Origin of the sequence: Kitasatospora sp. NPDC094016, from assembly GCF_040304045.1 — a bacterium.
Classification (GTDB): domain Bacteria; phylum Actinomycetota; class Actinomycetes; order Streptomycetales; family Streptomycetaceae; genus Kitasatospora.
Window position 1 is genome coordinate 399,375 of record NZ_JBEOUK010000001.1, and the last position, 24,388, is coordinate 423,762.

Annotated in this window: 22 protein-coding genes; 13 read left to right on the forward strand and 9 right to left on the reverse strand. The window is 73.0% G+C overall.

The features are described 5' to 3' along the window. Positions 1–55 precede the first annotated feature (55 nt). Positions 56–823: a 3-oxoacyl-ACP reductase FabG gene (gene fabG / locus ABT015_RS01695; protein ID WP_350875567.1), complete on the reverse strand. Its 768-nt coding sequence runs from the start codon at positions 821–823 to the stop codon at positions 56–58. Positions 824–1,198: 375 nt separating this feature from the next. Here fabG and ABT015_RS01700 point away from each other — a divergent pair, with 375 nt between their 5' ends. After that, positions 1,199–2,095 carry a MarR family winged helix-turn-helix transcriptional regulator gene (locus ABT015_RS01700; protein ID WP_350875569.1) on the forward strand — a complete coding sequence of 299 codons (897 nt, stop codon included), beginning with the start codon at positions 1,199–1,201 and terminating at the stop codon, positions 2,093–2,095. A 242-nt stretch (positions 2,096–2,337) separates the two neighbouring features. Here the strand turns inward: ABT015_RS01700 and ABT015_RS01705 are convergent, their stop codons facing one another. Beyond that, entirely contained in the window at positions 2,338–3,201 is an 864-nt protein-coding gene (locus ABT015_RS01705; RefSeq protein WP_350875571.1) for an aldo/keto reductase, read from the reverse strand. Positions 3,202–3,682: 481 nt separating this feature from the next. Between ABT015_RS01705 and ABT015_RS01710 the strand changes: the two genes are divergently transcribed. From ABT015_RS01710 to ABT015_RS01760, 11 genes are all read left to right on the forward strand, one after another. Then, the gene (locus tag ABT015_RS01710; RefSeq protein WP_350875573.1) at positions 3,683–5,455 is read left to right on the forward strand and encodes an ABC transporter transmembrane domain-containing protein; all 1,773 of its coding nucleotides are present in this window, start codon (positions 3,683–3,685) and stop codon (positions 5,453–5,455) included. A gap of 64 nt (positions 5,456–5,519) precedes the next feature. Further along, entirely contained in the window at positions 5,520–7,292 is a 1,773-nt protein-coding gene (locus ABT015_RS01715) for an ABC transporter ATP-binding protein (RefSeq protein WP_350875575.1), read from the forward strand. Positions 7,293–7,460: 168 nt separating this feature from the next. Continuing rightward, positions 7,461–7,706 carry a LapA family protein gene (locus tag ABT015_RS01720; RefSeq protein ID WP_350875577.1) on the forward strand — a complete coding sequence of 82 codons (246 nt, stop codon included), beginning with the start codon at positions 7,461–7,463 and terminating at the stop codon, positions 7,704–7,706. A gap of 47 nt (positions 7,707–7,753) precedes the next feature. Next, entirely contained in the window at positions 7,754–8,482 is a 729-nt protein-coding gene (locus ABT015_RS01725) for an amino acid ABC transporter ATP-binding protein (RefSeq protein ID WP_350875699.1), read from the forward strand. A 10-nt stretch (positions 8,483–8,492) separates the two neighbouring features. After that, on the forward strand, positions 8,493–9,413 hold the full coding sequence (locus ABT015_RS01730) for a glutamate ABC transporter substrate-binding protein (RefSeq protein WP_350875579.1): 921 nt from the start codon (positions 8,493–8,495) through the stop codon (positions 9,411–9,413). A gap of 12 nt (positions 9,414–9,425) precedes the next feature. Next, positions 9,426–10,070: an amino acid ABC transporter permease gene (locus ABT015_RS01735; protein ID WP_350875581.1), complete on the forward strand. Its 645-nt coding sequence runs from the start codon at positions 9,426–9,428 to the stop codon at positions 10,068–10,070. After that, complete coding sequence (locus ABT015_RS01740; RefSeq protein ID WP_350875583.1) at positions 10,067–10,936, forward strand: amino acid ABC transporter permease; 870 nt, start codon at positions 10,067–10,069, stop codon at positions 10,934–10,936. The genes ABT015_RS01735 and ABT015_RS01740 overlap by 4 nt, the downstream gene beginning before the upstream one ends. Before the next feature lie 107 nt (positions 10,937–11,043). Next, positions 11,044–11,958, forward strand: coding sequence for a LysR family transcriptional regulator (locus tag ABT015_RS01745; RefSeq protein WP_350875585.1), 915 nt, complete (start codon positions 11,044–11,046; stop codon positions 11,956–11,958). Between the two features lie 124 nt (positions 11,959–12,082). Continuing rightward, complete coding sequence (locus tag ABT015_RS01750; protein WP_350875587.1) at positions 12,083–12,664, forward strand: cysteine dioxygenase family protein; 582 nt, start codon at positions 12,083–12,085, stop codon at positions 12,662–12,664. A 13-nt stretch (positions 12,665–12,677) separates the two neighbouring features. Then, the gene (locus ABT015_RS01755; protein ID WP_350875701.1) at positions 12,678–13,787 is read left to right on the forward strand and encodes a YeiH family protein; all 1,110 of its coding nucleotides are present in this window, start codon (positions 12,678–12,680) and stop codon (positions 13,785–13,787) included. Between the two features lie 85 nt (positions 13,788–13,872). Next, positions 13,873–14,580 carry a spermidine synthase family protein gene (locus ABT015_RS01760; RefSeq protein WP_350875589.1) on the forward strand — a complete coding sequence of 236 codons (708 nt, stop codon included), beginning with the start codon at positions 13,873–13,875 and terminating at the stop codon, positions 14,578–14,580. A gap of 132 nt (positions 14,581–14,712) precedes the next feature. Here ABT015_RS01760 and ABT015_RS01765 read toward each other — a convergent pair whose 3' ends face one another. From ABT015_RS01765 to ABT015_RS01775, 3 genes are all read right to left on the reverse strand, one after another. Next, positions 14,713–16,425 (reverse strand): hypothetical protein, encoded by a 1,713-nt coding sequence (locus ABT015_RS01765; protein WP_350875592.1) that lies wholly within the window; start codon positions 16,423–16,425, stop codon positions 14,713–14,715. A 129-nt stretch (positions 16,426–16,554) separates the two neighbouring features. Next, on the reverse strand, positions 16,555–17,460 hold the full coding sequence (locus ABT015_RS01770) for a TetR/AcrR family transcriptional regulator (protein ID WP_350875594.1): 906 nt from the start codon (positions 17,458–17,460) through the stop codon (positions 16,555–16,557). Positions 17,461–17,493: 33 nt separating this feature from the next. Beyond that, positions 17,494–18,003 carry an NUDIX hydrolase gene (locus ABT015_RS01775; protein WP_063350117.1) on the reverse strand — a complete coding sequence of 170 codons (510 nt, stop codon included), beginning with the start codon at positions 18,001–18,003 and terminating at the stop codon, positions 17,494–17,496. A gap of 156 nt (positions 18,004–18,159) precedes the next feature. Here ABT015_RS01775 and ABT015_RS01780 point away from each other — a divergent pair, with 156 nt between their 5' ends. Next, positions 18,160–19,383 carry a serine hydrolase domain-containing protein gene (locus ABT015_RS01780; protein WP_350875596.1) on the forward strand — a complete coding sequence of 408 codons (1,224 nt, stop codon included), beginning with the start codon at positions 18,160–18,162 and terminating at the stop codon, positions 19,381–19,383. A 22-nt stretch (positions 19,384–19,405) separates the two neighbouring features. Here ABT015_RS01780 and ABT015_RS01785 read toward each other — a convergent pair whose 3' ends face one another. The 4 genes from ABT015_RS01785 to ABT015_RS01800 form a co-directional block, all read right to left on the reverse strand. Further along, complete coding sequence (locus ABT015_RS01785) at positions 19,406–19,729, reverse strand: nuclear transport factor 2-like protein (protein WP_350875598.1); 324 nt, start codon at positions 19,727–19,729, stop codon at positions 19,406–19,408. A 427-nt stretch (positions 19,730–20,156) separates the two neighbouring features. Next, positions 20,157–21,365, reverse strand: coding sequence for an IS701 family transposase (locus tag ABT015_RS01790; RefSeq protein ID WP_350875600.1), 1,209 nt, complete (start codon positions 21,363–21,365; stop codon positions 20,157–20,159). A 54-nt stretch (positions 21,366–21,419) separates the two neighbouring features. Further along, positions 21,420–22,943: an acetaldehyde dehydrogenase ExaC gene (gene exaC / locus ABT015_RS01795; RefSeq protein ID WP_350875603.1), complete on the reverse strand. Its 1,524-nt coding sequence runs from the start codon at positions 22,941–22,943 to the stop codon at positions 21,420–21,422. 269 nt (positions 22,944–23,212) lie between these two features. Continuing rightward, positions 23,213–24,160, reverse strand: a complete 948-nt coding sequence (locus ABT015_RS01800; RefSeq protein ID WP_350875605.1) for a terpene synthase family protein — start codon at positions 24,158–24,160, stop codon at positions 23,213–23,215. Positions 24,161–24,388 lie beyond the last annotated feature (228 nt).

The window sequence follows — 24,388 nt, forward strand, 5'->3', positions numbered from 1 at the left end:
GGAGGCCGACGAGTCCGGCTTCCCACTCCGTGGTAACCCTGTGTAGGTTCCGTGCTCAGTCGAGGGGGCCACCCGCGACGTAGATCACCTGCCCGGAGACGAAGCCGGCACCCTCGCTCGCGAGGAAGGAGATGGTGTGGGCGACGTCCTCAGGCAGACCGACCCGTTGGACCGGGATCTGGGAGGCCGCAGCGCGCTTGAAGTCTTCGAAGTCCATGCCGACCCGGGCGGCGGTGGCCGCGGTCATGTCGGTGGCGATGAAGCCGGGTGCCACGGCGTTGGCGGTGATCCCGAACTTGCCCAGCTCAATGGCCAAAGTCTTGGTGAAGCCCTGCAGACCGGCCTTGGCGGCCGAGTAGTTGGCCTGGCCGCGGTTGCCCTGGGCGGAGGAGGAGGACAGGTTGACGATGCGGCCGAAACCGGCGTCCACCATGTGCTTCTGCACCGCGCGGGTCATCAGGAAGGCCCCTCGCAGGTGGACGTTCATGACCGTGTCCCAGTCGGACTCGGACATCTTGAAGAGCAGGTTGTCGCGGAGCACGCCCGCGTTGTTGACCAGCACGACGGGGGCGCCGAGTTCGGCGGCCACCCGGTCGACGGCGGCCTGCACCTGGTCGGCGTCCGAGACGTCGGCGCCCACGGCCAGGGCCCGGCCGCCGGCCGCGGTGATCCGGTCGACGGTGTCCTTGCCGGCGGTCTCGTCCAGGTCGAGGACGGCCACCGCGTAGCCGTCGGCGGCCAGTTGCACGGCGGTGGCGGCGCCCAGGCCGCGGGCGGCGCCGGTGACGACGGCGACCCGGGGGGCGGTGCTCTGCTCGGTCATGCGCGCTCTCGTCTCTCTCGGGGTGGTCTCCGCGGGGAGCGCCCCGGGGAGGGTGGCCACACCCTACCCGCGAGTAGGGAGGGCGAACAGGGTCGGCGAGCCGCACGTGACGGTCGGTAAGGACCGACCGGTCGGCTTTCTACTGAGAACGGGTTACCGAGAGAGCGTGGCGGGCGCGTAAATATGCCAATGTTGCCGAACCTGCGTCTACTATCCGCCCCTGCCTGCCAGCAAGGGCCCGCCGTTTGTATAGTGTCCGCCAGCAGCCACCGGCTGCACGGCTGGAGCGCCCTCCCTCATAGCTGGACGCCCACTCGCCGTTACTGCCCCACCCGGGTGTCCCACACACACCGGGTGTGACATCGGGACGGATACATGGTGCTGGGGGAGATCCCGACGACCCGCGTGTCCGCGCGACTGCAACAGTCGCCCGGACACCTGATTCGCGTTGCACAGCAGGTTCACACCAGGCTGTGGTCCGAGCATGTCGGAGCCGATCTCACGGCTCCGCAGTTCGCCGTTCTGCTGGTCCTGGCCCTCGAACCGGGTGCCGACCAGCGGACGGTCGGCGAGCGAGCCTCGCTGGACAAGGCGACGATGGCGGAGATGGTCGCGCGGCTGGTCCGTCGCGGCTTGGTGCTGCGAAGGCGTGACCCGGCCGACGGCCGGCGAAAACTGCTCGCGCTCTCGCAGAGCGGTGCCCAGGCGGTGCGTGAGGCCACCGGCGGTGTGGTCCGCGTGCAGCGCACCCTGTTCGAGCCGCTGACGGCGGAGGAGCAGGTGGAGATCGTGCGGGTGATGGCCAAGATAGCCAGGCTGGAGCCCGCCGCGGTCGCCGTGTTCTCCGACACGCGGCCGATACTGGACGCGCAGCGGGCGATCGGCTACCTGATCAGGGTGGGCCAGCAGGTGCACACCAAACTCTGGTCGGAGCACGTCGGTGCGGAGCTGACGGCTCCGCAGTACGCGGTGCTGGACGCGCTGGAGCTGGAACCGGGCGCCGACCAGCGCACGGTCGGTGAGCTGGCCTCGCTGGACAAGGCGACGATGGCCGAGATGGTCAGCCGGCTGGTGCGCCGCGGTCTGGTGCAGCGCCGGCGCGACCCCTCGGACGGGCGCCGCAACCTGCTGTCGCTCTCGCCGGCGGGCCAGGACCTGCTGCACCGTTCGACGGCCGGCGTGGCCGAGGTCCAGCGGCTGCTGCTCGCCCCGCTGGACGAGGGTGAGCACGGGCCCGCGCTGGCGCTCCTCGGCAAGGCGGCGCGGCTCTAGAGGGATCCTTTGAGCGCCAGCCAAAACGATTCGCCAACGTACGGAAGGCCCGGTGTGTTGAGGGCCTGAGGCGTTGGCGATTCAAGGAGTCGGCGGCTCAAGGTGTTGGTGGCCCGCCCTGCCGGAGGCCGCTGCTCATTGGCGACGGCGGATCGTGGCACACCGAAGACCGCCCACCCCTGATCGGGGTGGGCGGTCGTTCGACATGACCGCTCGTCAGAGAAGTCGAACGGCGGGTGCCGTCAGTTCCAGTCGAACTCCTGCGGGTCCGGACCGATCCGCGTGCCGGTGGCGACGCCGGCGATCGCGGCGAGGTCCTCGGCGTCCAGCTCGAAGCCGGCGACGTCCAGGTTCTCCCGGATGCGGGCGGGGGTGACCGACTTCGGGATCGCGATCACACCGCTCTGCAGGTGCCAGCGGAGCACCACCTGGGCGACCGTGCGGCCGTGCTTCTCGGCGATCTTCGCCAGCGCCGGCTCGGCGAGCAGCTCCTTGCCCTGGCCCAGCGGGCTCCAGGCCTCGGTGGCGATGCCGTGCTGGGCGTGGAAGGCGCGCAGCTCGGTCTGCGGGAAGTACGGGTGCAGCTCGACCTGGTTCAGCACCGGGACGACCGAGGTCTCGTCGAGCAGCCGGGTGAGCTGCTCGGGCCCGAAGTTGGAGACGCCGACCGACTTGACCCGGCCGTCCGCCTTCAGCTGCTCGAAGGCCTTCCAGACGTTCAGGTAGCTGCCGTGCTTCGGGCGCGGCCAGTGGATCAGGTAGAGGTCGACGTAGTCGAGGCCGAGCTTGGCCAGCGACGCGTCGAACTCGCGCAGGACGGCGTCGCGGCCCTGCTCGCCCGACCAGTCGCGGGTGCCCGAGTTCCACAGCTTGGTGGTGATGTAGAGGTCCTCGCGGGCCACGCCGCCGGCCAGGGCCTCGGTGATCGCCTGGCCGGTGCCGGCCTCGTTCTCGTAGATGGCCGCGGTGTCGATGGAGCGGTAGCCCGCCTCGATCGCGGTGCGGACGGCGGCCGTGGCCTCGGCGTCCGGGACCTGCCACACGCCGAATCCGAGCTGCGGGATCTGCGCGCCGTCGTTCAGCGTGACGTTGGGGATGTTGCTCACGGGAAGGGGTGCCCTCCTGATCGTCCGTGTGATTCCAGAAGGGGGCAACTGGCACCCGGGCGGGATTGTTCCCGCCGTTCGGGGGAATCTTGCGGGGGCCGGAGGCCCGTTCCGGTGGGGATCCGGGGGCCGGGTGGCGAAAAAACCTGTTGCGCAGATCACATCGGGGTTGGCAGGCTCGCGGCCATGACCTCCTGAGATCCGGGCCCTTCGTGCCCCTCCCGCCTCCGCCCGGCCGTCCCGTCCGGCTGTCCCGTCCGGCGCCGCCCCGGACGCGCCGATGCCGCCGGTGCGAGGCGCCGCGCTGTCGCCCGCCGCCGTCCGGCTTCCGCCGTTCGCGCGAGCCGGGCCCGCCGTGCCGCGAGAGCCGTGCCTCCGGCTCGTGACCTTCTCCCTGCGTGTCCGCTCACGCCTGTTCGCACCCCTCAGCACCCCTCAGCACCCTCCAGCACCGTCCCGCACCCTTCTGTATCGGAGCGTCATGCTGCTCACCCCCCTGCCGTTGGCCGACCCCGGCAGTCCCGATCTCTCCTCACCCCTGGCCCTCCTGCGCTGGCTCCAGCGCGGCCAGCGGCGCGGGCAGGTGCTCGCCACCTGCTGGGCGCTGCTGGAGATGGGCGGTCAGGCGGCGCTGCCGATACCGCTCGGGTGGGGCGTGCAGGCTGCCGTCGACGGCGAGGCCGCCGGGATCTGGCGGGCCGGCGCCCTCGCGGTGGCGCTCGCCGTGCTGTCCGCGCTCGGTTCCGTGCTGCTGCACCGCCAGGCGGTCTGGAACTGGATCCACGCGGCGTGCCACGTGCGGCAGCTGGTGTCCCGGCAGGCCTCGCACCTGGGCGCCGGGCTGTCCCGCCGGATCGCCACCGGCGAGGTCGTCGCGGTCGGCAGCGGGGACGTCGAGCGGATCGGCTGGTACGTCGAACTCGTCGCCCGGGTCCGGGCCGCGGTGATCGTCTGGCTGGCCGTCAGCTCGGCCGTGCTGGTCGTCGAACCGGTGCTCGGGGTCGGGGTGCTGCTCGGCGTCCCGGTGCTGGCGGCCGCCGTCTGGCCGCTGATCGGGCCGTTCGAGCGGCGGTACGAGCAGCAGCGCACGCTCGGCGGCAAGGCCACCGAGCTGGCCGCCGACACCGTGGCGGGGCTGCGGGTGCTGCGCGGCATCGGCGGCGAGGAGCTGTTCCTCGACCGGTACCGGGCCGCCTCCCAGAAGGTCCGGGCCGCGGCCGTCCGATCGGCCCGGCTCTGGTCGCTGATGCAGGCCCAACAGGTCCTGTTGCCGGGCCTGTTCGTGATCGGGGTGACGTGGTACGGCGCCCGGCAGGCGGCCTCGGGCGAGCTCGCCGTCGGCACCCTGATCGCCGTGTACGGCGCCACCGCCTTCCTCGCGGCGCCGCTGCGGATCCTGGGCGAGGCCGCACACGCCTGGAGCGTCGCCCGGGTCTCCGCCGGGCGCGCCGTCCGGGTGCTCTCGCTCAGCCGCACCAGCGGCGTGGCCGAGGCCTCGCTGAACAAGACGGGGAACGCCGACCTGTTCGATCCGGCGACCGGGCTGACCGCACGGGCCGGGGAGCTGACCGCGGTCGTCTGCGGGGACCCGGACTTCGCCGGGGCGCTCGCCGAGCGGCTCGGCGGGCACGTCCCGGTTGCCGACGGCGAGCCGGAGCAGCCCTCCGTCCGGCTCGGCGGGACGGAGTTGGACGCGGTGCCGCTGGCCGAGGCCAGGGCGGCGGTGCTGGTCCACGACAAGGAGCCGGTGCTGCTCTCCGGCACCCTGGCCGGGCTGTTCGACATCCCGTCCTCGGGGCGGGTCTCGGTGGCCGAGGCGCTGGCCGCCGCCCGGTCCGACGACGTGCTGGAGGCCCTGGTGGACGGCTCGCCGGAGTGCGAGGGCGACGCGATGCTCGCCCGGATCACCGAGCGCGGGCGCTCGCTGTCCGGCGGGCAGCGCCAGCGGCTCGCCCTGGCCCGCGCGCTGCTGGCCGACCCGCCGGTCCTCGTCCTGGACGAGCCGACCAGCGCGGTGGACGCCCACACCGAGTCCAGGATCGCCACCGGACTGCGGGACACCCGGGCCGGGCGCACCACCGTGGTCTTCGCGACCAGCCCGCTGCTGCTCGACCAGGCGGACCGGGTGGTGCTGCTGCGCGACGGCCGGGCGGCCGTGGTCGGGCGGCACCGCGACCTGATGCGGACCGAGCCGGCCTACCGGGCCGTGGTCACCCGCGAAGAGCAGCCGGAACCGGTGGGGGAGCCGGTATGAGCGGCCGCGTGGACACCCGCGCCGTCCGTCCCGCCCGACCCGCCGCACACCTGAGGAGCACGTCATGAAGCCCCCCGTCCATGAGGAGCAGGGGCCGGCCACCACCCTGCCGGTCGGCTCACCGGCCGCCGTGCGCGCCTACCTGCGCCTGCTCGCCCGGCGCCACCGCGGCGGGTTCTCCGCGGTGGTGGGGTTGCACTCGGTGGCCACCGTGGCCGGGCTGGTCGGCCCCTGGGTGCTCGGCAGCCTGGTCGAGTCGCTGGCCACCGGCACCGCCGAGGCCACCATCGCGGTCGCGGTCGGCTGGTACCTGTTGGCGCTGGTGGTGCAGTCCGCCTTCACCGGCTGGTCCCGGATGCGCGGTGCCGTCCTCGGCGAGCGGGCGCTGGCCGACCTGCGCGAGGACTTCCTGGTCCGCTCGGTCGCGCTGCCCACCGGCGTGCTGGAGCGGGCCGGCACCGGGGACCTGGTCTCCCGGGGCACCACGGACATCGACCGGCTGGACAAGTCGGTGCGCGAGGCCGCGCCCGAACTCGCCGTCGCCATCGTGTCGTTGCTGCTGGTGATCGGCGCCCTGCTGGTCACCTCGCCGCTGCTCGCGCTCACCTCGCTGGTCGGCCTGCCGCTGCTGCTGGTCAGCTCCCGCTGGTACTTCAAGCGCGCGCCGCAGTCCTACCGCAACGAGTCGGCCGGGTACGCCGCGGTGAACACCGTGCTGGCCGAGACGGTGGACGCCGGGCGGACGGTGGAGACGCTGCGCCTGGGCGACCAGCGGATCGCCCTGACGGACCGCAAGCTGGGCGAGTGGCTCGCCTGGGAGCGCTACACCCTGTGGCTGCGTTCGGTCTGGTTCCCGACCGTCGACGCGTTCTACTCCTCGGCGGTGCTGGCCACCCTGCTGCTCGGCGGGCTGTTCACCCTCAAGGGTTGGATCACCGTCGGCGAGTTGACCGCGGGAGTGCTGTACGCGCAGATGCTGGCCGGGCCGGTCGACCTGATCCTGCGCTGGTACGACGAACTGCAGATCGGCCAGGCCTCGCTGGCCCGGCTGGTCGGCGTCCGCGAGGTGCCGGAGCACGAGGGCGACGAGTCCAGCCACCCCGACGGCCGCCGGGTCGAGGCCCGGGACGTCCGGTTCGGCTACCGGGAGGGCGCCGACGTCCTGCACGGCATCAGCCTGGACGTCGCGCCGGGCAGCAGGGTCGCGCTGGTCGGGCCGTCCGGGGCGGGCAAGTCCACGCTGGGGCGGCTGCTGGCCGGGATCTACGCCCCCGGGCGCGGCAGCGTGACGCTCGGCGGGGCGGCGCTGGCGCGGATGCCGGCCGAGCGGGTGCGGGCGGAGGTCGCCCTGGTCAACCAGGAGCACCACGTCTTCGTCGGCACCCTGCGGGACAACCTGCGGCTGGCCGCGCCCGGGGCCGAGGACACCGAACTGCGCTCCGCGCTGGACGCGGTGGACGCCGGCGGCTGGGTGGACGCGCTGCCGCACGGCCTCGACACCGAGGTCGGCTCCGGCGGCACCGTGCTGACCCCGCCGCAGGCCCAGCAGCTGGCGCTGGCCCGGCTGGTGCTGGCCGATCCGCACACCCTGGTGCTGGACGAGGCCACCTCGCTGCTGGACCCGCGTGCCGCCCGGAACCTGGAGCGCTCGCTCGCCCGGGTGCTGGAGGGCCGCACGGTGATCGCCATCGCCCACCGGCTGCACACCGCGCACGACGCGGACGTGATCGCGGTGGTCGAGGGCGGCCGGATCAGCGAGTACGGCAGCCACCCGGAGCTGGTCGCGGCCGGCGGCCCGTACGCGGCGCTCTGGCGTTCCTGGCGGGACGAGCGGTAGCGGGTCGGCACTGTCGAACCCGTACGGCGCTGCCGAACCCGTACGGCGCCGTTGACCCGTAAGGCACTTCAAACCCGCACGGGGTCGGATTACCCCGTGCGGGTTACTCCCTCGCCCATCAGGGCGCGTAACCGGGCAAATCGGAGCCCCGGCCCGCAGACTGCTCCGGTGACCAAGATTTCGGACGGCTCGGCCGGCTCCAAACGCAGTGAGATCGCGGGGATCCCCACCCGGTACATCGGGATCGGCGTCCTCGTCGTCCTCGCCGTGTGGTTCCTGTTCGCGAACCTCGACAAGGTGAAGATCCAGTTCTGGGTGTTCACCGTCACCGCGCCGCTCTGGATCGCGCTGCTCGCCACGCTGCTCGCCGGCGGCGCGCTGGGCTGGCTGCTGAAGGGGCGTCGCGGCCGGTGACCAGCGTTCCCGGGCCGGCCCAGGCGGGGCCCTCGGCCTTCACGCCGCTGATCGAGGTGCGCGGCGTCAACAAGCACTTCGGGGACCTGCACGTCCTCCAGGACATCGAGCTGACCGTGGGCCGCGGTGAGGTCGTCGTGGTCATCGGACCGTCGGGCTCCGGCAAGTCCACGCTCTGCCGGGCGATCAACCGCCTGGAGCCGATCGAGGACGGCACCATCCTGATCGACGGCGAGCCGCTGCCCGAGGAGGGAAAGGGGCTGGCCCGGCTGCGCGCCGAGGTCGGCATGGTGTTCCAGTCCTTCAACCTGTTCGCGCACAAGACCGTGCTGCAGAACGTCTCGCTCGCGCAGATCAAGGTCCGCGGCCGGCCCCGGGCGGAGGCGGACGCCAAGTCCCGCGCCCTGCTGGAGCGGGTCGGGCTGGAGGCGCACGCCGACAAGTACCCGGCCCAGCTCTCCGGCGGCCAGCAGCAGCGGGTGGCGATCGCCCGGGCGCTGGCGATGGACCCGAAGGCGCTGCTGTTCGACGAGCCGACCTCGGCGCTCGACCCCGAGATGATCAACGAGGTGCTGGACGTCATGCGCCAGCTCGCCCGCGAGGGCATGACGATGGTCGTGGTCACCCACGAGATGGGCTTCGCCCGGGCCTCCGCCAACCGCGTCGTCTTCATGGCCGACGGCCGGATCGTCGAGGACCGCGCCCCGGAGGACTTCTTCAGCGCTCCGGAGAGCGAGCGCGCCCGGGACTTCCTGTCCAAGATCCTGAAGCACTGAGGCGGCGCCCGTGACGAGCAAGACCACGCCCGCCGCCCGGAGCCGGACGGTGCTCGCCGCCGTCCTGCTGCTCGCCGTGCTGGCCGCCGGCTGCGGCAAGCCCGGCACCCCGCCGCCCAAGGGCCCGCAGGCGAGCGCGCTGCCCAGCTACCAGGTGCGCGACGCCGCCTCCATCACCGGCTCGCCGACCCTGGACGCCGCCCGGAGCCGGGGTCACCTGGTGGTCGGCGCCAAGGAGGACCAGCCGTACCTGGGCGAGAAGAACCCGGCCACCGGCGTGTACTCCGGCTTCGACATCGAGATCGCCAAGATGGTCGGCGCCTACCTCGGCTTCCCGCCGGACCGGATCGAGTTCAAGACCATCGCCTCGGCCAACCGCGAGACCGCGCTGCAGAACGGCCAGGTGGACTTCTACGTCGGCACCTACACCATCAACGACAACCGGAAGAAGCTGGTCGGCTTCGCCGGGCCGTACTTCGTCGCCGGGCAGTCGCTGCTGGTGCGCAGGAACGACAACACCATCCACGGCCCGCAGGACCTGGACGGCAAGAAGGTCTGCTCGGCGGCCGGTTCGACCCCGTACCAGCGCATCCAGTCGCAGTACCCGAAGGCGAAGCTGATCGGCTACGACACCTACTCGGCCTGCGTGGACAACCTGATCACCGGCCAGGTCGACGCCGTCACCACGGACAACGCGATCCTGCTGGGCTACGCGGCCAAGGTGCCGGACGAGCTCAAGGTGGTCGGCCCGCTGTTCTCCCAGGAGCCGTACGGGATCGGCACCCCGAAGAACGACACCGTGCTGCGCCTGGCCCTGGACGACGCGCTGGCGCAGAACGAGCAGAACGGCAACTGGAAGAAGGCCTACGACGCGACCCTGGGCCTGTCCGGGGAGCCGGCGCCGACACCGCCGCCGATCGACCGGTACTGAGAGGGCCGCGCCGTGAAAACGCTGACCGACAACTGGTCGACCTACTGGGACGGCTTCCTCGGCACGCTCTCGCTGTTCGCGGTGAGCGCCGTGCTGTCGCTGGTGCTGGGAGTGATGATCGCGGGTTTCCGGGTCTCACCGGTCCGGCCGCTGCGGGTGTTCGGGACGGCGTGGGTGACGCTGCTGCGCAACACGCCGCTGACCCTGCTGTTCTTCATCGTGGTGCTGGGCCTGCCGCGCTTCAACATCACGCTGCCGTTCTTCGTCTTCGCGGTGGCCGCGCTCGGCTGCTACACCTCGGCCTTCGTCTGCGAGGCGATGCGTTCGGGCATCAACACCGTGCCGGCGGGGCAGGGGGAGGCGGCGCGCAGCCTGGGCATGAGCTTCGGGCAGACGATGAGCGTGGTGGTGCTGCCGCAGGCGTACCGGTCGGTGGTCGCGCCGATCGGCAGTGTGATGATCGCGCTGGCGAAGAACACGGCGATCGCCGGCTCGTTCAGCGTCACCGAACTGCTCGGCACCTACCGGACGATCAACGAGCTGGGTTACAGCATCATCTGGACCTTCGTCTGGATCGCCGTCGGCTACCTGATCATCACCCTGGCCGTCAGCGCCGTCTTCAACCTGCTGGAACGACGAGTGGCGGTGTCGCGATGACCGTTGGATCCTCGGCGCTGTACGACATCCCCGGTCCGAAGGCGCTCGCCCGCCACCGGCTGTACGGGGGGATCGCGCTGCTGCTGATCGCGGCGCTGATCGGCTGGATCGTCTACATGCTGTTCCACACCCACCAGTTCACGTACCGGAAGTGGATGCCCTTCGAGTACCGGGGCGTCCAGGACCTGCTGCTGAGCGGGCTCGGCAACACCCTCAGGGCCTTCGGCTGGACGGTGCTGTTCGCGCTGCCCTTCGGGGCGCTGTTCGCGGCCGGGCGGCTGTCCGACCACAAGGTGGTGCGGGTGCTCTCCGCGGTGGTGGTGGAGTTCTTCCGGGCCATGCCGCTGCTGGTGATGATCTTCTTCGTCTTCGTCGCGCTCAAGGTGCAACCGCTGTGGGCGCTGGTGACCGGGCTGGTGCTGTACAACGGCTCGGTGCTGGCCGAGGTCTTCCGGGCCGGTGTGCTCGCGGTACCCAAGGGGCAGCGCGAGGCGGCCTACGCGCTCGGCCTGCGCAAGACCCAGGTGATGACGTACGTGCTGGTGCCGCAGGCGAACCGGGCCATGCTGCCGGCCATCATCAGCCAGCTGGTGGTCGCGCTCAAGGACACCTCGCTGGGCTTCCTGATCACCTACGAGGAGTTCCTGCACGCGGGCAAGCTGATCGCCACCAACCTCGACTACGACCTGCCGTTCATCCCCGTGGTGATCGTGATCGCGCCGATCTACATCGGCATGTGCCTGCTGCTCTCCTGGCTCGCCCGCTGGGTCGAGCGCCGCAGCCGGCGCAGCCCGAGCATGCGGGGCGGGGCGCCGGTGGTCAAGGCCGGGGTGGCGATGGGGCTGCCGCCGTCCGCGCAGCAGTGAGAAGTCTGGTTCGATCCTGAACCATAGGTGCGGGTGGGGATAGAGCGGGCATCTCCAATTTCCTCTTATGATTGCGGAGGTTCGACGACGACGACCGGGGGAGGGCCATGGAGCCGGTATTCGACTCGCGGCACATCAGGACGTTCCACGAGGTCGTCAGAGCGGGCTCCTACTCGGCCGCCGCCCGTGAGCTCGGCTACACCCAGCCCGCCATCACCCAGCAGATGAAGGCGCTCGAACGCACCGTCGGCGTCGCGCTGTTCACCCGGGCCGGGCGCGGACTGCGGCTCACCGAGGCGGGCGAGGCGCTCTCCCGGCACGCCGAACTGATCCTCGGCAGCCTCTCCGCCGCCCAGCAGCAGCTCGCCGCGCTCGCCCGGCTGCGGGCCGGGCGGGTGCGGGTCTGCGCCTTCCCCAGCGCCAACGCCACGCTGATACCCGAGGCGATGGCCCGGCTGCTCGCCGAACACCCCGGTGTGCGGGTCGAGCTGCTGGAGGCCGAACCGCCGGACTCCGTCCAGCGACTGCTGCGCGGGGAGTGCGACATCGCGCTGGCCTTCCGCTACCCCGGCAGCGCGACCGAGGTGCCCGACGGGCTGGACGAGATCCCGCTGATGGAGGACCTGCTCACCGTGCTGCTGCCGGTCGGGCACCCGCTCGGCCGCCGGCACGCCGTCCGGCTCGCCGACCTCGACGGCGAGCGCTGGATCGCCGGGTGCCCGCGCTGCCGGGCCAACCTGCTGAACGTCTGCGCGGAGGAGGGCTTCGCGCCGGACATCGTGTTCTCCACGGACGACAACCTCGCGGTGCAGAGCCTGGTCGCCGCCGGGGTGGGGATCGCGCTGATGCCCGCGCTGGTGCTCTCCTTCATGTGCCACCGCAAGGTCACCGGGCGGGCCGTCGAACCGCACCTGCGCCGGCAGGTGAGCGCGTACGTGCTGCGCGAGCACCGGCGGATCCCGGCCACCGGGCTGGTGCTGGACCACCTGCGGCGGGCGGCGGCGAGCCGGATCGGGTGCTGACCGGATCGGGTGCCGAGTCGTGGCCCCGGCGAGTGCTCGCCGGGGCGATTCATAAGCTGAGGTTGGGGGGAAGCTTAAGAACCCTCGTTGGACGTGATAGGTCGGTGCAGCCGAACCTGCTGGCATGACACTCCCAGCCACGGTCGGCAACGACCGGCTCACCGAGCGGATGACCGCCCTGATCGGCGAGATCCGTGCCGTCGTGGACCGCGGACTGCCCCCGGAACTCACCGCCTACCTGGTCGGCGAACGCCTCGCCCCGCACCTGCACGCCGACCCCGACGGGCCCGACGCGCTGCTCACCCCCGCCCAGCGCGAGGGCGACCCGAAGCGCTACCGCCAGCACGTCCTGCACGCCGAGGAGGACGGCGGCTTCTCCGTCGTCGCCCTGGTCTGGCTGCCCGGCCAGCAGACCCCGATCCACGACCACGTCTCCTGGTGCGTGGCCGGCGTCCACCAGGGCCAGGAGAGCGAGACCCGCTACCGACTGGTCTCCGACGGCCGCACCGCCCACCTCGTCGAGACCGAGCACGTCGCCGGCCCGGCCGGCACCGTCGCCGCCTTCGCCCCGCCCGGTGACATCCACCTGGTGCGCAACGCCTGCAACAGCACCGCCATCTCCATCCACGTCTACGGCGCGGACGTCGCGCGGCTCGGCACCAGCATCCGGCGCGTCTACCGGCTGCCCGCCGACCAGCAGCAGTGAGGGCGGCGTGGCACTGACCATCCGGGAGCGCGCCACGCGCACCCGCTCACTGCCCCCGCTCGGCGGGGACGCCCCCGGCCTGCTGCTCGCGGCGGCCGGGGTGGCCGCCGCGATCGCCGTCCACGCGGCCGTGCCCGCCGTGCCCAAGCTCACCGCAGCCGTCGTGCTCGGGATGGCGGCGGCGCACCTGCCCGGGCTGCGCCCGGTGGTGCGCGGGGTGGCCCGGCCGGGGCTGTCCATGGCCGGCAAGCGGCTGATGCGGCTCGGCATCGTCCTGCTCGGGCTCAAGCTCAGCCTGGACGACGTGCTCGGCCTCGGCTGGGCCACCGTCGCCATGGTGCTCGCGGTGGTCGCGGCCACCTTCACCGGCACCCTCTGGCTCGGCCGGCGGCTCGGCCTGCCGGGCGACCAGCCGCTGCTGGTCGCCACCGGGTACTCCATCTGCGGAGCCTCGGCGATCGGCGCGGTCAGCCAGGCGGCCGGCAGCGAGGAGGAGGACGTCGCCGCCTCGGTGGCCCTGGTCACCCTGTGCGGGACGCTGGCCATCGCCGTGCTGCCGCTGCTCCAGCAGCCGTTCGGGCTGGGCGACGTGGAGTTCGGGCGGTGGGTCGGCGCGAGCGTGCACGACGTCGGGCAGGTGGTCGCCACCGCGCAGACCGGCGGGGCGGGCGCGTTGCGGGAGGCCGTCCTGGTCAAGCTGATGCGGGTGATGCTGCTGGCGCCGTTGGTCGCCGGGATGGCCGTCACGGTGCGGCGCCGGGCGCGACGGGCCGGGGAGGCCGTCGCCGGGGCTGGCCAGGAGTCCGGGGCCGGCCAGGAGTCCGGGGAAGGCCCTGCGAAGAGCCCGGTCAGGACCGGTAGCCGCCCGCCGATCGTCCCGCTGTTCGTGGCGGGGTTCCTCGCGATGATCGTGCTGCGGACCACCGGGGTGCTTCCGGAGCGGGCGCTCACCCTCGCCGGGGATGCCCAGGAACTGCTGCTGGCCGCCGCGCTGTTCGGCCTCGGCAGCGCCGTGCACCTGCCGACCATGGTCCGCACCGGCGGGCGCCTCGCCCTGCTCGGGCTCGGCTCCTGGGTGGTCGTCGCGGGCGTCTCCTACGCCGGGGTGCTGGTCACGACGTGACGGGCGCAGGGGCGGACTCGGCTATTGTCGGGCGGGTACTCGTCCGCCGGGACGCTCCTGCACCCGAGTCCGCTGAGGAAGCCGCATGTCCACCGCACTGCCCGAACGGGACGCTCACGAGGCCGTCGTCACGCTCGACCGGCGGGACGGCCCGTTCGGCGAGGTGGTACTGCGTCGGCGCGGTCGGCACTTCGAGATCATCGCCAACGGCTGCTTCCTGATGGACACCGCCGACGGCCGCTCCGAACGCCTGCTGATCCAGGCGGCGCTGGACGAACTGGACCGCACCGGCGCCCCCGCGGAGCCCTCCGTGCTGATCGGAGGCCTCGGCGTCGGCTTCTCGCTGGCGTACGCGGCGGCCGAGCCGCGCTGGGGGCGGATCGCCATCGTCGAGCGCGAGAGCGCCATCATCGACTGGCACCGGAGCGGGCCGCTCGGCGCCTTCTCCGGCGGCGCGCTGGAGGACCAGCGGGTCCAGGTCCTCCACACCGACCTGCTGGAGTACCTGGCGGCGGCCGACGGCGCGCGCTACGACGCGCTGTGCCTCGACATCGACAACGGCCCGGACTGGACCGTCACCGACTCCAACGCCGGGCTGTACGGCGCCGACGGGCTCGCGGTGCTCTGGCACCGGCTGCAGCCGGGCGGGGTGCTGGCGGTGTGGAGCGCGCAGCCCTCCGCGGACTTCGAGGAGGCACTGCGGGCGGCGGGCTTCTCCGACGTCGTCACGCACGAGATCCCGGTCAGCCGCGGCGTACCGGACGTGGTCCACCTGGCCCGGCGCGCGGGCTGACGGCGCAGGGCCTCCCAACCTTCCTTCCGGGTCCGGGCGTTGTCCACCGCTGCGGTCAACTGCCTGACTTCAGCGTCGCGTTGTCGCGGCCTCCGCAGGGTGGACCCTGGTGGAGGGGGCAGTTGTCGGGGCTCAGCCGAACGGCCTGGTCTCCGGGCCCGAAGCCTCCGCCGCGTCGGTCTCCGTCGTCTCCTCCGGGGTGGACGGGAGGCTTCCCGGGGCGAAGGGGTTGAAGTCCGGCGGGGGCACCATGACGGGCGTGCCCTTCCGCGGGGCGTCCTGCGCGGCAGCAGCCTGCGCGGGAACGGCCGGCGGTGCGGAGGGCGGCGGCGGGACGGCCGGGCCCTGCGCCGCGAGCGTGGTGCCGAACGGGTCCGACTGGTCGGCCGTCACCGTGCCGAACGGGTCGGTGGCCGGGGCGGCCGCTGCCGGGGGCGTCTCCGGGGTGGACGGGAGGCTTTCCGGGGCGAAGGGGTTGAAGTCCGGCGGGGGCACCATGACCGGCGTGCCCTTCCGCCTGGCCGGCGCCGCCTGCGGCTCGGCGTCGGCCGGGGAGGCCTCCGCGACGGGTGCGAACGGGTTGAAGTCCTCGGGCGGCAGCTGCGCCGGCACCTCTTCCGGCTCCTGCTCGACGGGAGCGGGAGCGGCAGCAGACGCGGCGGGCACGGGCGCGCGCACGGCGCCGGCCACCTCCCCGTCCCAGCCGAACTGAACGCTCTTCAGCAGCTCCGCGAACGCCCGCGTGTACAGGTCCCAGTCCTCCGGCTGCGCCGTGGACAGCTGGACGCAGAGCACGGTGCCGCCGTCCGGCAGCGGGACGAAGGCCTCGACCGCCGAGGTGACCACCCAGCGGCGCTGCCCGTCGGCGGACAGCGGCCCCGGCACCGGGACGGTCCGTCCCTCGACCAGGACGGCGGCCGGCCCGGCCGGCAGCAGGACCGTCCACACCTCGGCGTGCCGCCGGACGGTGGCGAGCTCGGTGGCGAGCGCGGTGATCGGCAACGGGTGCCGGGCGAGCGAGACGACCAGGGCGGCGTCGGAGGCCCGGCCGTCCACGTCCAGCGCGCAGACGCCCGCGTAGACCGTGCCGGCGTCGTGGACCAGGTCGGCGAGGGTGGCGGAGATGACCGCGAAGTCGCGGCGCTGCTCCGGACCGTCACCGCTGAACAGCTCCTCGGCGACCTCGGCCAGATGCCCGGTCAGTTCCTCGGCGGCCGCGGCGGTGGCCGGGTCGACGCCGTCCGCCCCGCCCGCCGGCGCGGGCACCGTACGGGAGCAGACCCCGGCCGGACCGCCGGGGGAGGTCAGCGGGTGGAAGCCGGGCGGGACCACGAGTCGGACCTCGGCACCCGCGCCGGTGGCCAGTTCGACCGGCCGGCGGGTCTGCTGCCCGGCGGCCAGCGCGGCCAGTGCCGGGGCGAACGGCGGGCGCAGCTTGGGGTCGGCGAACTCGCCGGTGACCGGCAGTTGGAACAGCGCGGCCGAGGTGGTGCCCCGGTCGGCGATCGCGCCGCGCACCGCCCCGCCGCCGTAGCGGGTGTGCAGGGCGGCGGTCACCCGGTCGGCGACCCGGGCGCCGGTGCCGGGGCGGGCCGTGCCGGCGGTGAGCACCGTGCCGAGCCGGTCCACGGCCGCGTGCACCGGGCCGTTCGGGGCCAGCGGGAGGCCGAACAGCGCCTCGGCGGCGGGGTGTTCGGCCGGACGCAGGGTGCCGAGCGAGGCCGCAGGATGGCGGGAGGTGCGCTCGTCGAAGAGGGCGTCGGTGAGCGTGCCGAGGGTCGCGCAGACCTGCTCCGCCGCTGCGAAGGGATTGGCCTCCGCGCTGAACTGGACGTCCTGGGTCAACTGTTGAGCCCCCCGCTCTGCTGCGTCTGCGGTCCGCTGGTTCGGCTGGGTCCGTGCGCGCCGTGGTGGCGTGCCGTCGGATCCGTGCTCATTCCTATCAGAGCCCGCTGTCGGGACCGAACCGGCCGATCACCCGATGGGAGCCGCGGCCGTTTCGCCCGTGGCCTGCGGGGACGTTTCGCCGGACGGTGCGGTGGCGAGCGCGGTGACCGCCTCGGCGATCCCGGGGACGGCGAACAGTCCGGCGAGCTCCCGCACCAGGCGTCCGGTCGGGCCGTCAGGACGCTCGTTCGCGAAGAACGAGGCGAGTTCGGCGGCGAGTGCCGGCTCCCGGGCGGCGGTGAGGGTGAGGGAGGCGACGAACTCCTGCACCAGGTGCAGCTGCAGGTCCTCCAGTGGCACCGAGCGCTCGGCCAGCCACTCCAGCGAGGTGATCTCGGCGTTGGCGATCCAGGCCCGGACGGTCAGCCGCAGCCCGGGGCTCGGCGTGGGGATCGCCAGGTGGGAGAGGATCTGGTCGTGGGCGGCCCGCCGTACCTCGTCGATCACCGCCGAGGTGCCGGCGCTGGCCGCCACCGAGCCGCCGCGCAGCAGGGCCGCGAAGCCGGGCCCGTGGCTCTGCACGAAGTCCAGGTAGCGGCCCATCACCCGGTACAGCCGTTCGGACAGCGGCCCGTCGGCGGCCTCCTCGAAGCGCGCCGAGAGCTCCCGCCCGGCCCGGCGCAGCGACTCCTCGTACAGCGCCTGCTTGCCGGGGAAGTAGTGGTACACCAGCGGCCGGGAGGCCCCCGCGGCGGCGGCGATGTCGTCGATCGACACCTCCTCCGGCGGGCGACGGCTGAACAGCTCCAGCGCGACGGCGATCAGCTGTTCGCGCCGCTCGTCCACGCTGAGCCTGCGGCGCGGCCGCTCACCGGCAGCCGCCCGGTCCGGCGTCCGGCCCGCCGCCCGGTCCGGTGCCTGCTTCGAGGCCTGCTCCGGGGCGGGAGTCCGTGCAGCGCGGGCGGCCGTCGGCGACGGCGTACGGGAGGCCATGCGCGCCACCCTATCCGCCGTCCAGGGCCGGGCCTATGCGGCGTGGAGGTCCAGGTAGCGGCGGTAGGCCTCGCGGCCGTCGGGGACGAAGTGGTCGCGGGCGAGGCGGTCGGCGAGCTCGGCGGGGGTGAGCCAGGCGTGCCAGGCGACCTCGGACTCCTGCGGCTGGACCGGGCCGTCCCACTCGGCCTCGTACATGTCGCTCCACCAGGAGAGCCGGTCCTGCCGGAAGAGGAACTTGAAGAGCGGGCGCGGGGTGATCCCGTGGACGCCGAGCTCCTCCTCGGCCTCGCGGACGGCGGCCTCGGCGTACGTCTCGCCGGAGCCGACCACGCCGCCGACGAACATGTCGTACGCGCCGGGGGCGAACAGCTTGGTGTCGGTGCGGCGGTGGACGAAGATCCGCCCGGCCGGGTCGCGGACCAGGATGAAGACGCACCGGTGGGTGAGCCCCTGCCGGTACACCTCCCCGCGCAGCGCCGTCCCGATCACCCGGTCGTGCTCGTCGACGACGTCCAGCAGTTCTTCGGCAGGGTTGGTCATGATGGACAGGTTAGGGTTTCGGGGCCCGCTTCGAACGCTTTTCGAGTGAGATCCGAGCTCGATTCGCGCGTGAGCCGCATGCCATTCGTATGTGATTCGTGTGCGATCGGACGCGGGCGGGAAAGCAGGAACCGGACAGGCTGAGGGCGGCGCGCGATGGTGGAGATCTGGGGCGAGACGGCCGAGGGGTTCGAGCCCGTACGGGAGGCCTTCGCGCGGAACTTCCACGAGTACGGCGAACTGGGCGCGGCCTTCGCGCTGTACGTGCGCGGCCGCAAGGTGGTCGACCTGTGGGGCGGTGACGCCCGGCCCGAGGTCGGCGGGCGGCCCGCACCGGCGGTGCCCTGGACGGCGGACACCGCCCAGGTGCTGCGCTCGGTCACCAAGGGCCTGACCGCGAGCACCGCGCTGCTGCTGGCCGAGCGCGGCCTGCTCGACCTGGACGCCCCGGTGGCCTCCTACTGGCCCGAGTTCGCGCAGGCCGGCAAGCGCGGGGTGCCGGTGCGCTGGCTGCTGTCGCACCAGGCCGGGGTGCCCGCGCTGGACGTGCCGCTGCGGTTGGAGGACGTGCTGACCTGGGAGCGCGCGGCGGCCGCGGTGGCCGCGCAGGCGCCCGCCTGGGAGCCGGGCACCGCGCACGGCTACCACCCGTACACCTTCGGCTGGCTGGTCGGCGAGGTGGTGCGGCGGGTGAGCGGGCGCACGATCGGCCAGTACTTCGCCGAGGAGATCGCCCGGCCGCTCGGGCTGGACCTGTGGATCGGGCTGCCGGCCGGGGCCGCGCCGAGGGTCGGCCGGCTGGTCGACCTGCCCGCCCCGGAGGCGGCCCGGACCGGGCCGAGCGGGCTGCGGCTGCGACCCAAGCAGTCCGTCCGGGACGCCTACCAGGATCCGGCCTCGCTGACCGCGCGGTCCTTCGCCTCGGTGCGCCCCGGGGTGGACCTCAACGACCCGGCGGTGCAGGCCGCCGAGATCCCCGGCGCGGGCGGCATCGGCACCGCCCGCTCGCTGGCCCGGTTCTACGCGGCGCTGATCGGCGCCGCCGACCGCCCGGACGGCTCCGGCGCGCTGCTGCCGCCGCTGCTCGGGCCCGGGGTGCTGACCCGCGCGGCCGGGCCCGAGGTGAGCGGGCCGGACCGGGTGCTGATCGTCAACTCCACTTTCGGCCTGGGCTTCTGGCGGCACGGCCCGACCGCGCCGATGGCCTCCCCGGCGAGCTTCGGCCACCCCGGCCGGGGCGGCTCGCTGGGCTTCGCCGACCCGGAGCTCGGGCTGGGCTTCGGCTACGTCACCAACGGCATGCAGCCGGGTGTCACCGGCGACGTCCGCTCGCGCAACCTGATCCGCGCGGTGCGGGGGTGCCCGGGGCTGTCCGGGTAGCGCCGGGTGCGGTCCCGATCCGTCAGGCCTGGCCGGTCTCGAAGCGGGTGATCTTCGGGCCGGTGAGGGTGAAGCGCCAGGCGGTGCGCATCTCGCCCCAGGTGTCGTTGGTGAAGTTGGCGACCAGGGCGTGGCCGCCGTCCGATTCGGTCTGGACGTCCATCCGGCCGCGGACGGTGAAGATCTCCTTGTCGATCCACTCGGCCAGGTCGCGGTCGGAGCCGTCGTCGGACATGGTCGCGTCCGGGGTGAGGGTGGCAAGGAAGGCGTCGCGGTCGCCCGCGTTGACCGCGGCGACGAAGGCGCGCACGGTGGGGTCGGAGAGCTTGGCGGGGGAGATGGTCATCGGGACTCCCGGGGGTGAGGGGCGGGGAGTCCTGTTTACGGCGTTCGCCGGGTGTGTTCGGGCATGTCGGCGGCGCGTCGAGAAAATCGCGCATTCATGTGCTTAGATCCCGAAATGGGCGTTTTGCCCTACGGAGGGTTGCGCAGCGTGGACGTCCGGAAGGGCGTTCGCGCTGCGGCCACGGGGAGTGGCGGCGGAGCGGGAGGCCGGGACCGGTCTCCCGCTCCGTGTTTGCGCGGTTCCTGATTCCGCGTCTCGTGATCCGCGTCCCGTGAAGGGCGCGGCGTGCGCGAGGCCGCGGCCTAGCTAGTAGTGCTTTGTTAGGTGGTGTCGTAGGTCTGCCATGGGACGGGTTGTCGGCAGGTGGGGCAGTGGCCGGTCCAGGTGGCGATGAGGTGTTGGAGGAGGTCCAGGGCCTGGCCGAAGGTCAGGCCCTGGACAGGGCTTTTGGGAGGGCCCGCTGTTCGGTGAGGAACAGGTGGGCAGCGCTGACGAGGGTGACGTGGCGGTGCCAGCCGATGAAGGAGCGTCCCTCGAAGTGGTCCAGGCCCAGGCGGGTCTTCAGCTCGCGGTAGTCGTGCTCGATCCGCCAGCGTGACTTCGCCAGCCGGACCAGGTCCCTGGCGGGAATGTCGGCGGGCAGGTTGGAGATCCAGTACCTGACCGGCTCGGCCTCGTTCTCGGGCCACTGGGCGATCAGCCAGGTGAGCGGGATCGTGCCGTCGTCGGCCGGCTTGGGACGACGGCCGGCGAGGCGGACCCGCAGCAGGACGAAGTGCGAGCTCATCGCCGCCTTGGAGCCCTTGCGCCAGGTCACGCTCCGCCCGGCCCGGCGTCCTGCGGCCAGCACGTGCTCACGCAACGGAACCGGGCGCGTGCGGTAGCGCCGCAGCGGACGCGGCCCCAGACCCCCGTAGGCGGGCTGATACGGTTCGGCATCCTCGCCGTGGGCGGTCATCTCGCCCTTGGCCTGCAGCACGTAGGCCAGGCGGCGGTCCTCCAGCCCGTGGCGGAAGTCGGCGTTCGCCCCGTAGGCGGTGTCCGCGACCAGCACCGCGGGCCGCAGCCCGGTGGCGGCGAGCTCGTCGAGCATCTCCAGGGCCAGGGCCCATTTCGGCCGGTGGTGTTCGTCCTCGGGGATCCGGCAGGCCGCCCGCCGGCCGGCCGCCTCGGGCCCGTCCCAGGACTCGGGCAGGAACAGGCGCCAGGACAGCGGGCAGGAGGCGGTGCCGGAGACCGCGTGGACGCTGACGCCGATCTGGCAGTTGCCGACCTTGCCCAGGGTGCCGGAGTACTGGCGGGCGACCCCGGGCGAGGCCCTGCCGTCCTTGGGGAAACCGGTGTCGTCCACGGCCCACACCTCCGGCCGAACCGCCCGCACCGCCCGCCTGGCCAGCCGGGCCCGGACGTCCTCGACCGGCCAGGTCGAGGACGTCATGAACTGCTGCAACGCCTGATGGTCGACCCCCAGGCGCTCGGCCATCGGCTGCATCGACTTGCGCCGGCCCTCCAGCAACAACCCCCGCAGATACAGACTGCCCTTGGCCCGCTGATCACAGCGGGCCAAGGGCGCGAACACCTCCGCCGCGAACTCCTCCAACCGCCCCCGCCACAACGCAAGCTCCCCAGCCCTCATACCACCAGAGAACTCCCAACCACACGCTGCGACAAGCCTCCTAACAAAGCACTACTAGAAGAGCCCGACGGCGTCCGGGGAGTAGCTGACCAGCAGGTTCTTGGTCTGCTGGTAGTGCTCCAGCAGCGCCTTGTGGTTCTCCCGGCCGATGCCGGAGTTCTTGTAGCCGCCGAAGGCCGCGTGGGCGGGGTAGGCGTGGAAGCAGTTGGTCCACACCCGGCCGGCCTGGATGGCGCGCCCGGCGCGGTGGGCGGTGTTGAGGTTGCGGGTCCAGACGCCCGCGCCCAGCCCGTACTGGGTGTCGTTGGCGAGGGTGATCGCCTCGGCGAAGTCCTCGAAGCGGGTGACCGAGACGACCGGGCCGAAGATCTCCTCCTGGAAGACCCGCATGCTGTTGACGCCCTCGAACACCGTGGGCGTCACGTAGTACCCGCCGGCCAGGGCGCCGCCGAGGTCGGCCCGCTCGCCGCCGGCCAGCAGCTTGGCACCCTCGGCCTGGCCGATCTCGAAGTAGGAGAGGATCTTCTTCAGCTGTTCGACGCTGGCCTGCGCGCCGACCTGGGTCTCGGTGTCCAGCGGGTCGCCCTGGCGCATCGCGCGCACCCGCTCCAGGCCGTCGGCGAGCAGTCGCTCGTAGACCGAGGACTGGATCAGCGCCCGGCTGGGGCAGGTGCACACCTCGCCCTGGTTGAGGGCGAACATCGCGAAGCCCTCGACGGCCTTGTCGTAGAAGGCGTCCGAGGCGTCGGCGACGTCCGCGAAGAACACGTTGGGGCTCTTGCCGCCGAGTTCCAGCGAGACCGGGATCAGGTTGTCGCTGGCGTAGCGGGCGATCAGCCGGCCGGTGGTGGTCTCGCCGGTGAAGGCGATCTTGCGGATGCGGTTGCTGGAGGCCAGCGGGGCGCCGGCCTCCTCGCCGAAGCCGGTGACGATGTTGACCACGCCGGGCGGCAGCAGGTCGGCGGTCAGCTCGGCCCACAGCAGCACCGAGGCAGGGGTCTGCTCGGCGGGCTTGAGCACCACCGCGTTGCCGGCCGCGAGCGCCGGGGCGAGCTTCCAGACCGCCATCAGGATCGGGAAGTTCCACGGGATGATCTGGCCGACCACGCCCAGCGGCTCGTGGAAGTGGTACGCCACGGTGTCCTCGTCGAGCTGGGACAGGCCGCCCTCCTGGGCGCGCAGCGCGCCCGCGAAGTAGCGCAGGTGGTCGACCGCGAGCGGGAGGTCGGCGGCCAGCGTCTCGCGCACCGGCTTGCCGTTCTCCCAGCTCTCCGCGACGGCCAGCCGCTCCAGGTTCGCCTCCATCCGGTCGGCGATCCGCAGCAGCACCTGGGCCCGCTCGGCGGGCGGGGTGCGGCCCCAGCCGGGGGCGGCGGCGTGGGCCGCGTCCAGCGCGGCCTCGATGTCCTCGGCGGTGCCGCGGGCGACTTCGGTGAACACCTCGCCGGTGACCGGGGTCGGGTCGCCGAAGTACTCGCCGCGCACCGGCGGGGTCCAGTCGCCGCCGATCCAGTGCTCGTACCGGGAGCGGTAGGCGACGATGCTGCCGGGCGTGCCGGGGGGCTGGTAGACCGTCATGCTCTGGTGTCTCCTCGCGACGTCGGGCGCCGCCCGGACCGGGCGGTGCGGGCGGCGCGCCGGGCCGCGCCCGGCGCGGGGCGGCCCGGCGGGAGGGTGCGGACACGCAATTCGGGGCGTCCGCCCGCCGGGGCGTCCGCCGTCGAGCACGATAGCCGCCCGGCGCGGGGTGCGGCTACGGTCCGTGCGCGCGGCTCGTACGGACGGTGCGCGTTCCGGCCGTCGCGCCGGGGCGCGCGCCGTGTCTCCGCGCTCCGGTCGGGACGGTGTCAGACCGCGTGGTAGCGGCCGGTGCGGGACTCCCAGTACAGGTAGCCGGCGAGCCAGGTGACCAACCCGTCCGCGTACCGCTGGGCGATCGTCCGTTCGACCCGGGAGAGCCCCAACTCCCGGTACACGTCCGGCAGTCGGCCGTGCAGGTCCCGGCACCGCTCGACCATCAGCTGTGCCTCCTCCAGCACCACCGCGCAGGCCTCCTCGGCCGAGCAGCGGCGCTCGCGCTGGACGATCATCACCAGGTTGTTGACGTCGCCGCGCGGGGCCTCCAGCGGGAACGACCGGACGTCGTTGCTGAGCGAGGGGATGTCGGCGGCCAGCTGGCGCAGTTGACGCAGCACCGGGTGGTGCAGGACGGCGGCGGGGACCTCGAACTGGCCGAGGCGTTCGACCATGTCGAAGATGGTCTCCATCGCCGCGGTGCCTCGTCTGAGCACCAGGTAGCCGTCGCGGTCGGGTGGCCGGGTGGAGATGCGGCCGGCGGCCTCGGCGGGATGACTGGCCAGGTACCACTCCCAGTTGTACGCGGCGCGGGCCTGCCAGCGGGCGGGCATGCCGCGCACGCTGCGGTCCCAGAGGTCGGCGAAGGCGGTCTCGACCGGCGAGTCCTGGTCGGGGCGGGCGCCGTGCAGGACGGCGATCAGCCGCTCGCAGATGGGCGCGACCTCTGTCGGGCGGCGGCCGAGCGGGCCGTCGAACTGGTCGTCGAAGAGGAAGTAGAAGCCCATCAGGTCGGCGGCGAGGGAGAGTTCGTCCGGGCCGGTGTCGGGGTAGCCGAGGGCGGCGAGGTCGACCACCTCCCAGTGGGCGTACCCGGGGTGGTCGACGTCGGGGAGCAGCGGGTGGCGGACCAGCCAGTCACGGTGCAGCGCGGTGGCCTGCGGACCGTGCGGGCTGCGGCGGTGCGGGAACGGAATCTGAAGTGAGGTGTCGTCAGACATCGGACTCCCGGTGCGGCGAAGGGTGGGGGCACTAGTGGTTCGAACGCTCGGTGTGGGGGGAGTTGACGCGGCGAGGCTCCCGGGGAGAGGGTGGTAGCGAAAGATCATCTTCGCCTCGCGGGCCGTAGGGTATCTGATGTAATGATCGGACGTTAGGGGTATAGGGCAATTGCCCTTGGCAAGGCGTCCGAACCCTCACCGTCCGCCCCAGCCTGCGCGAATGCCCCA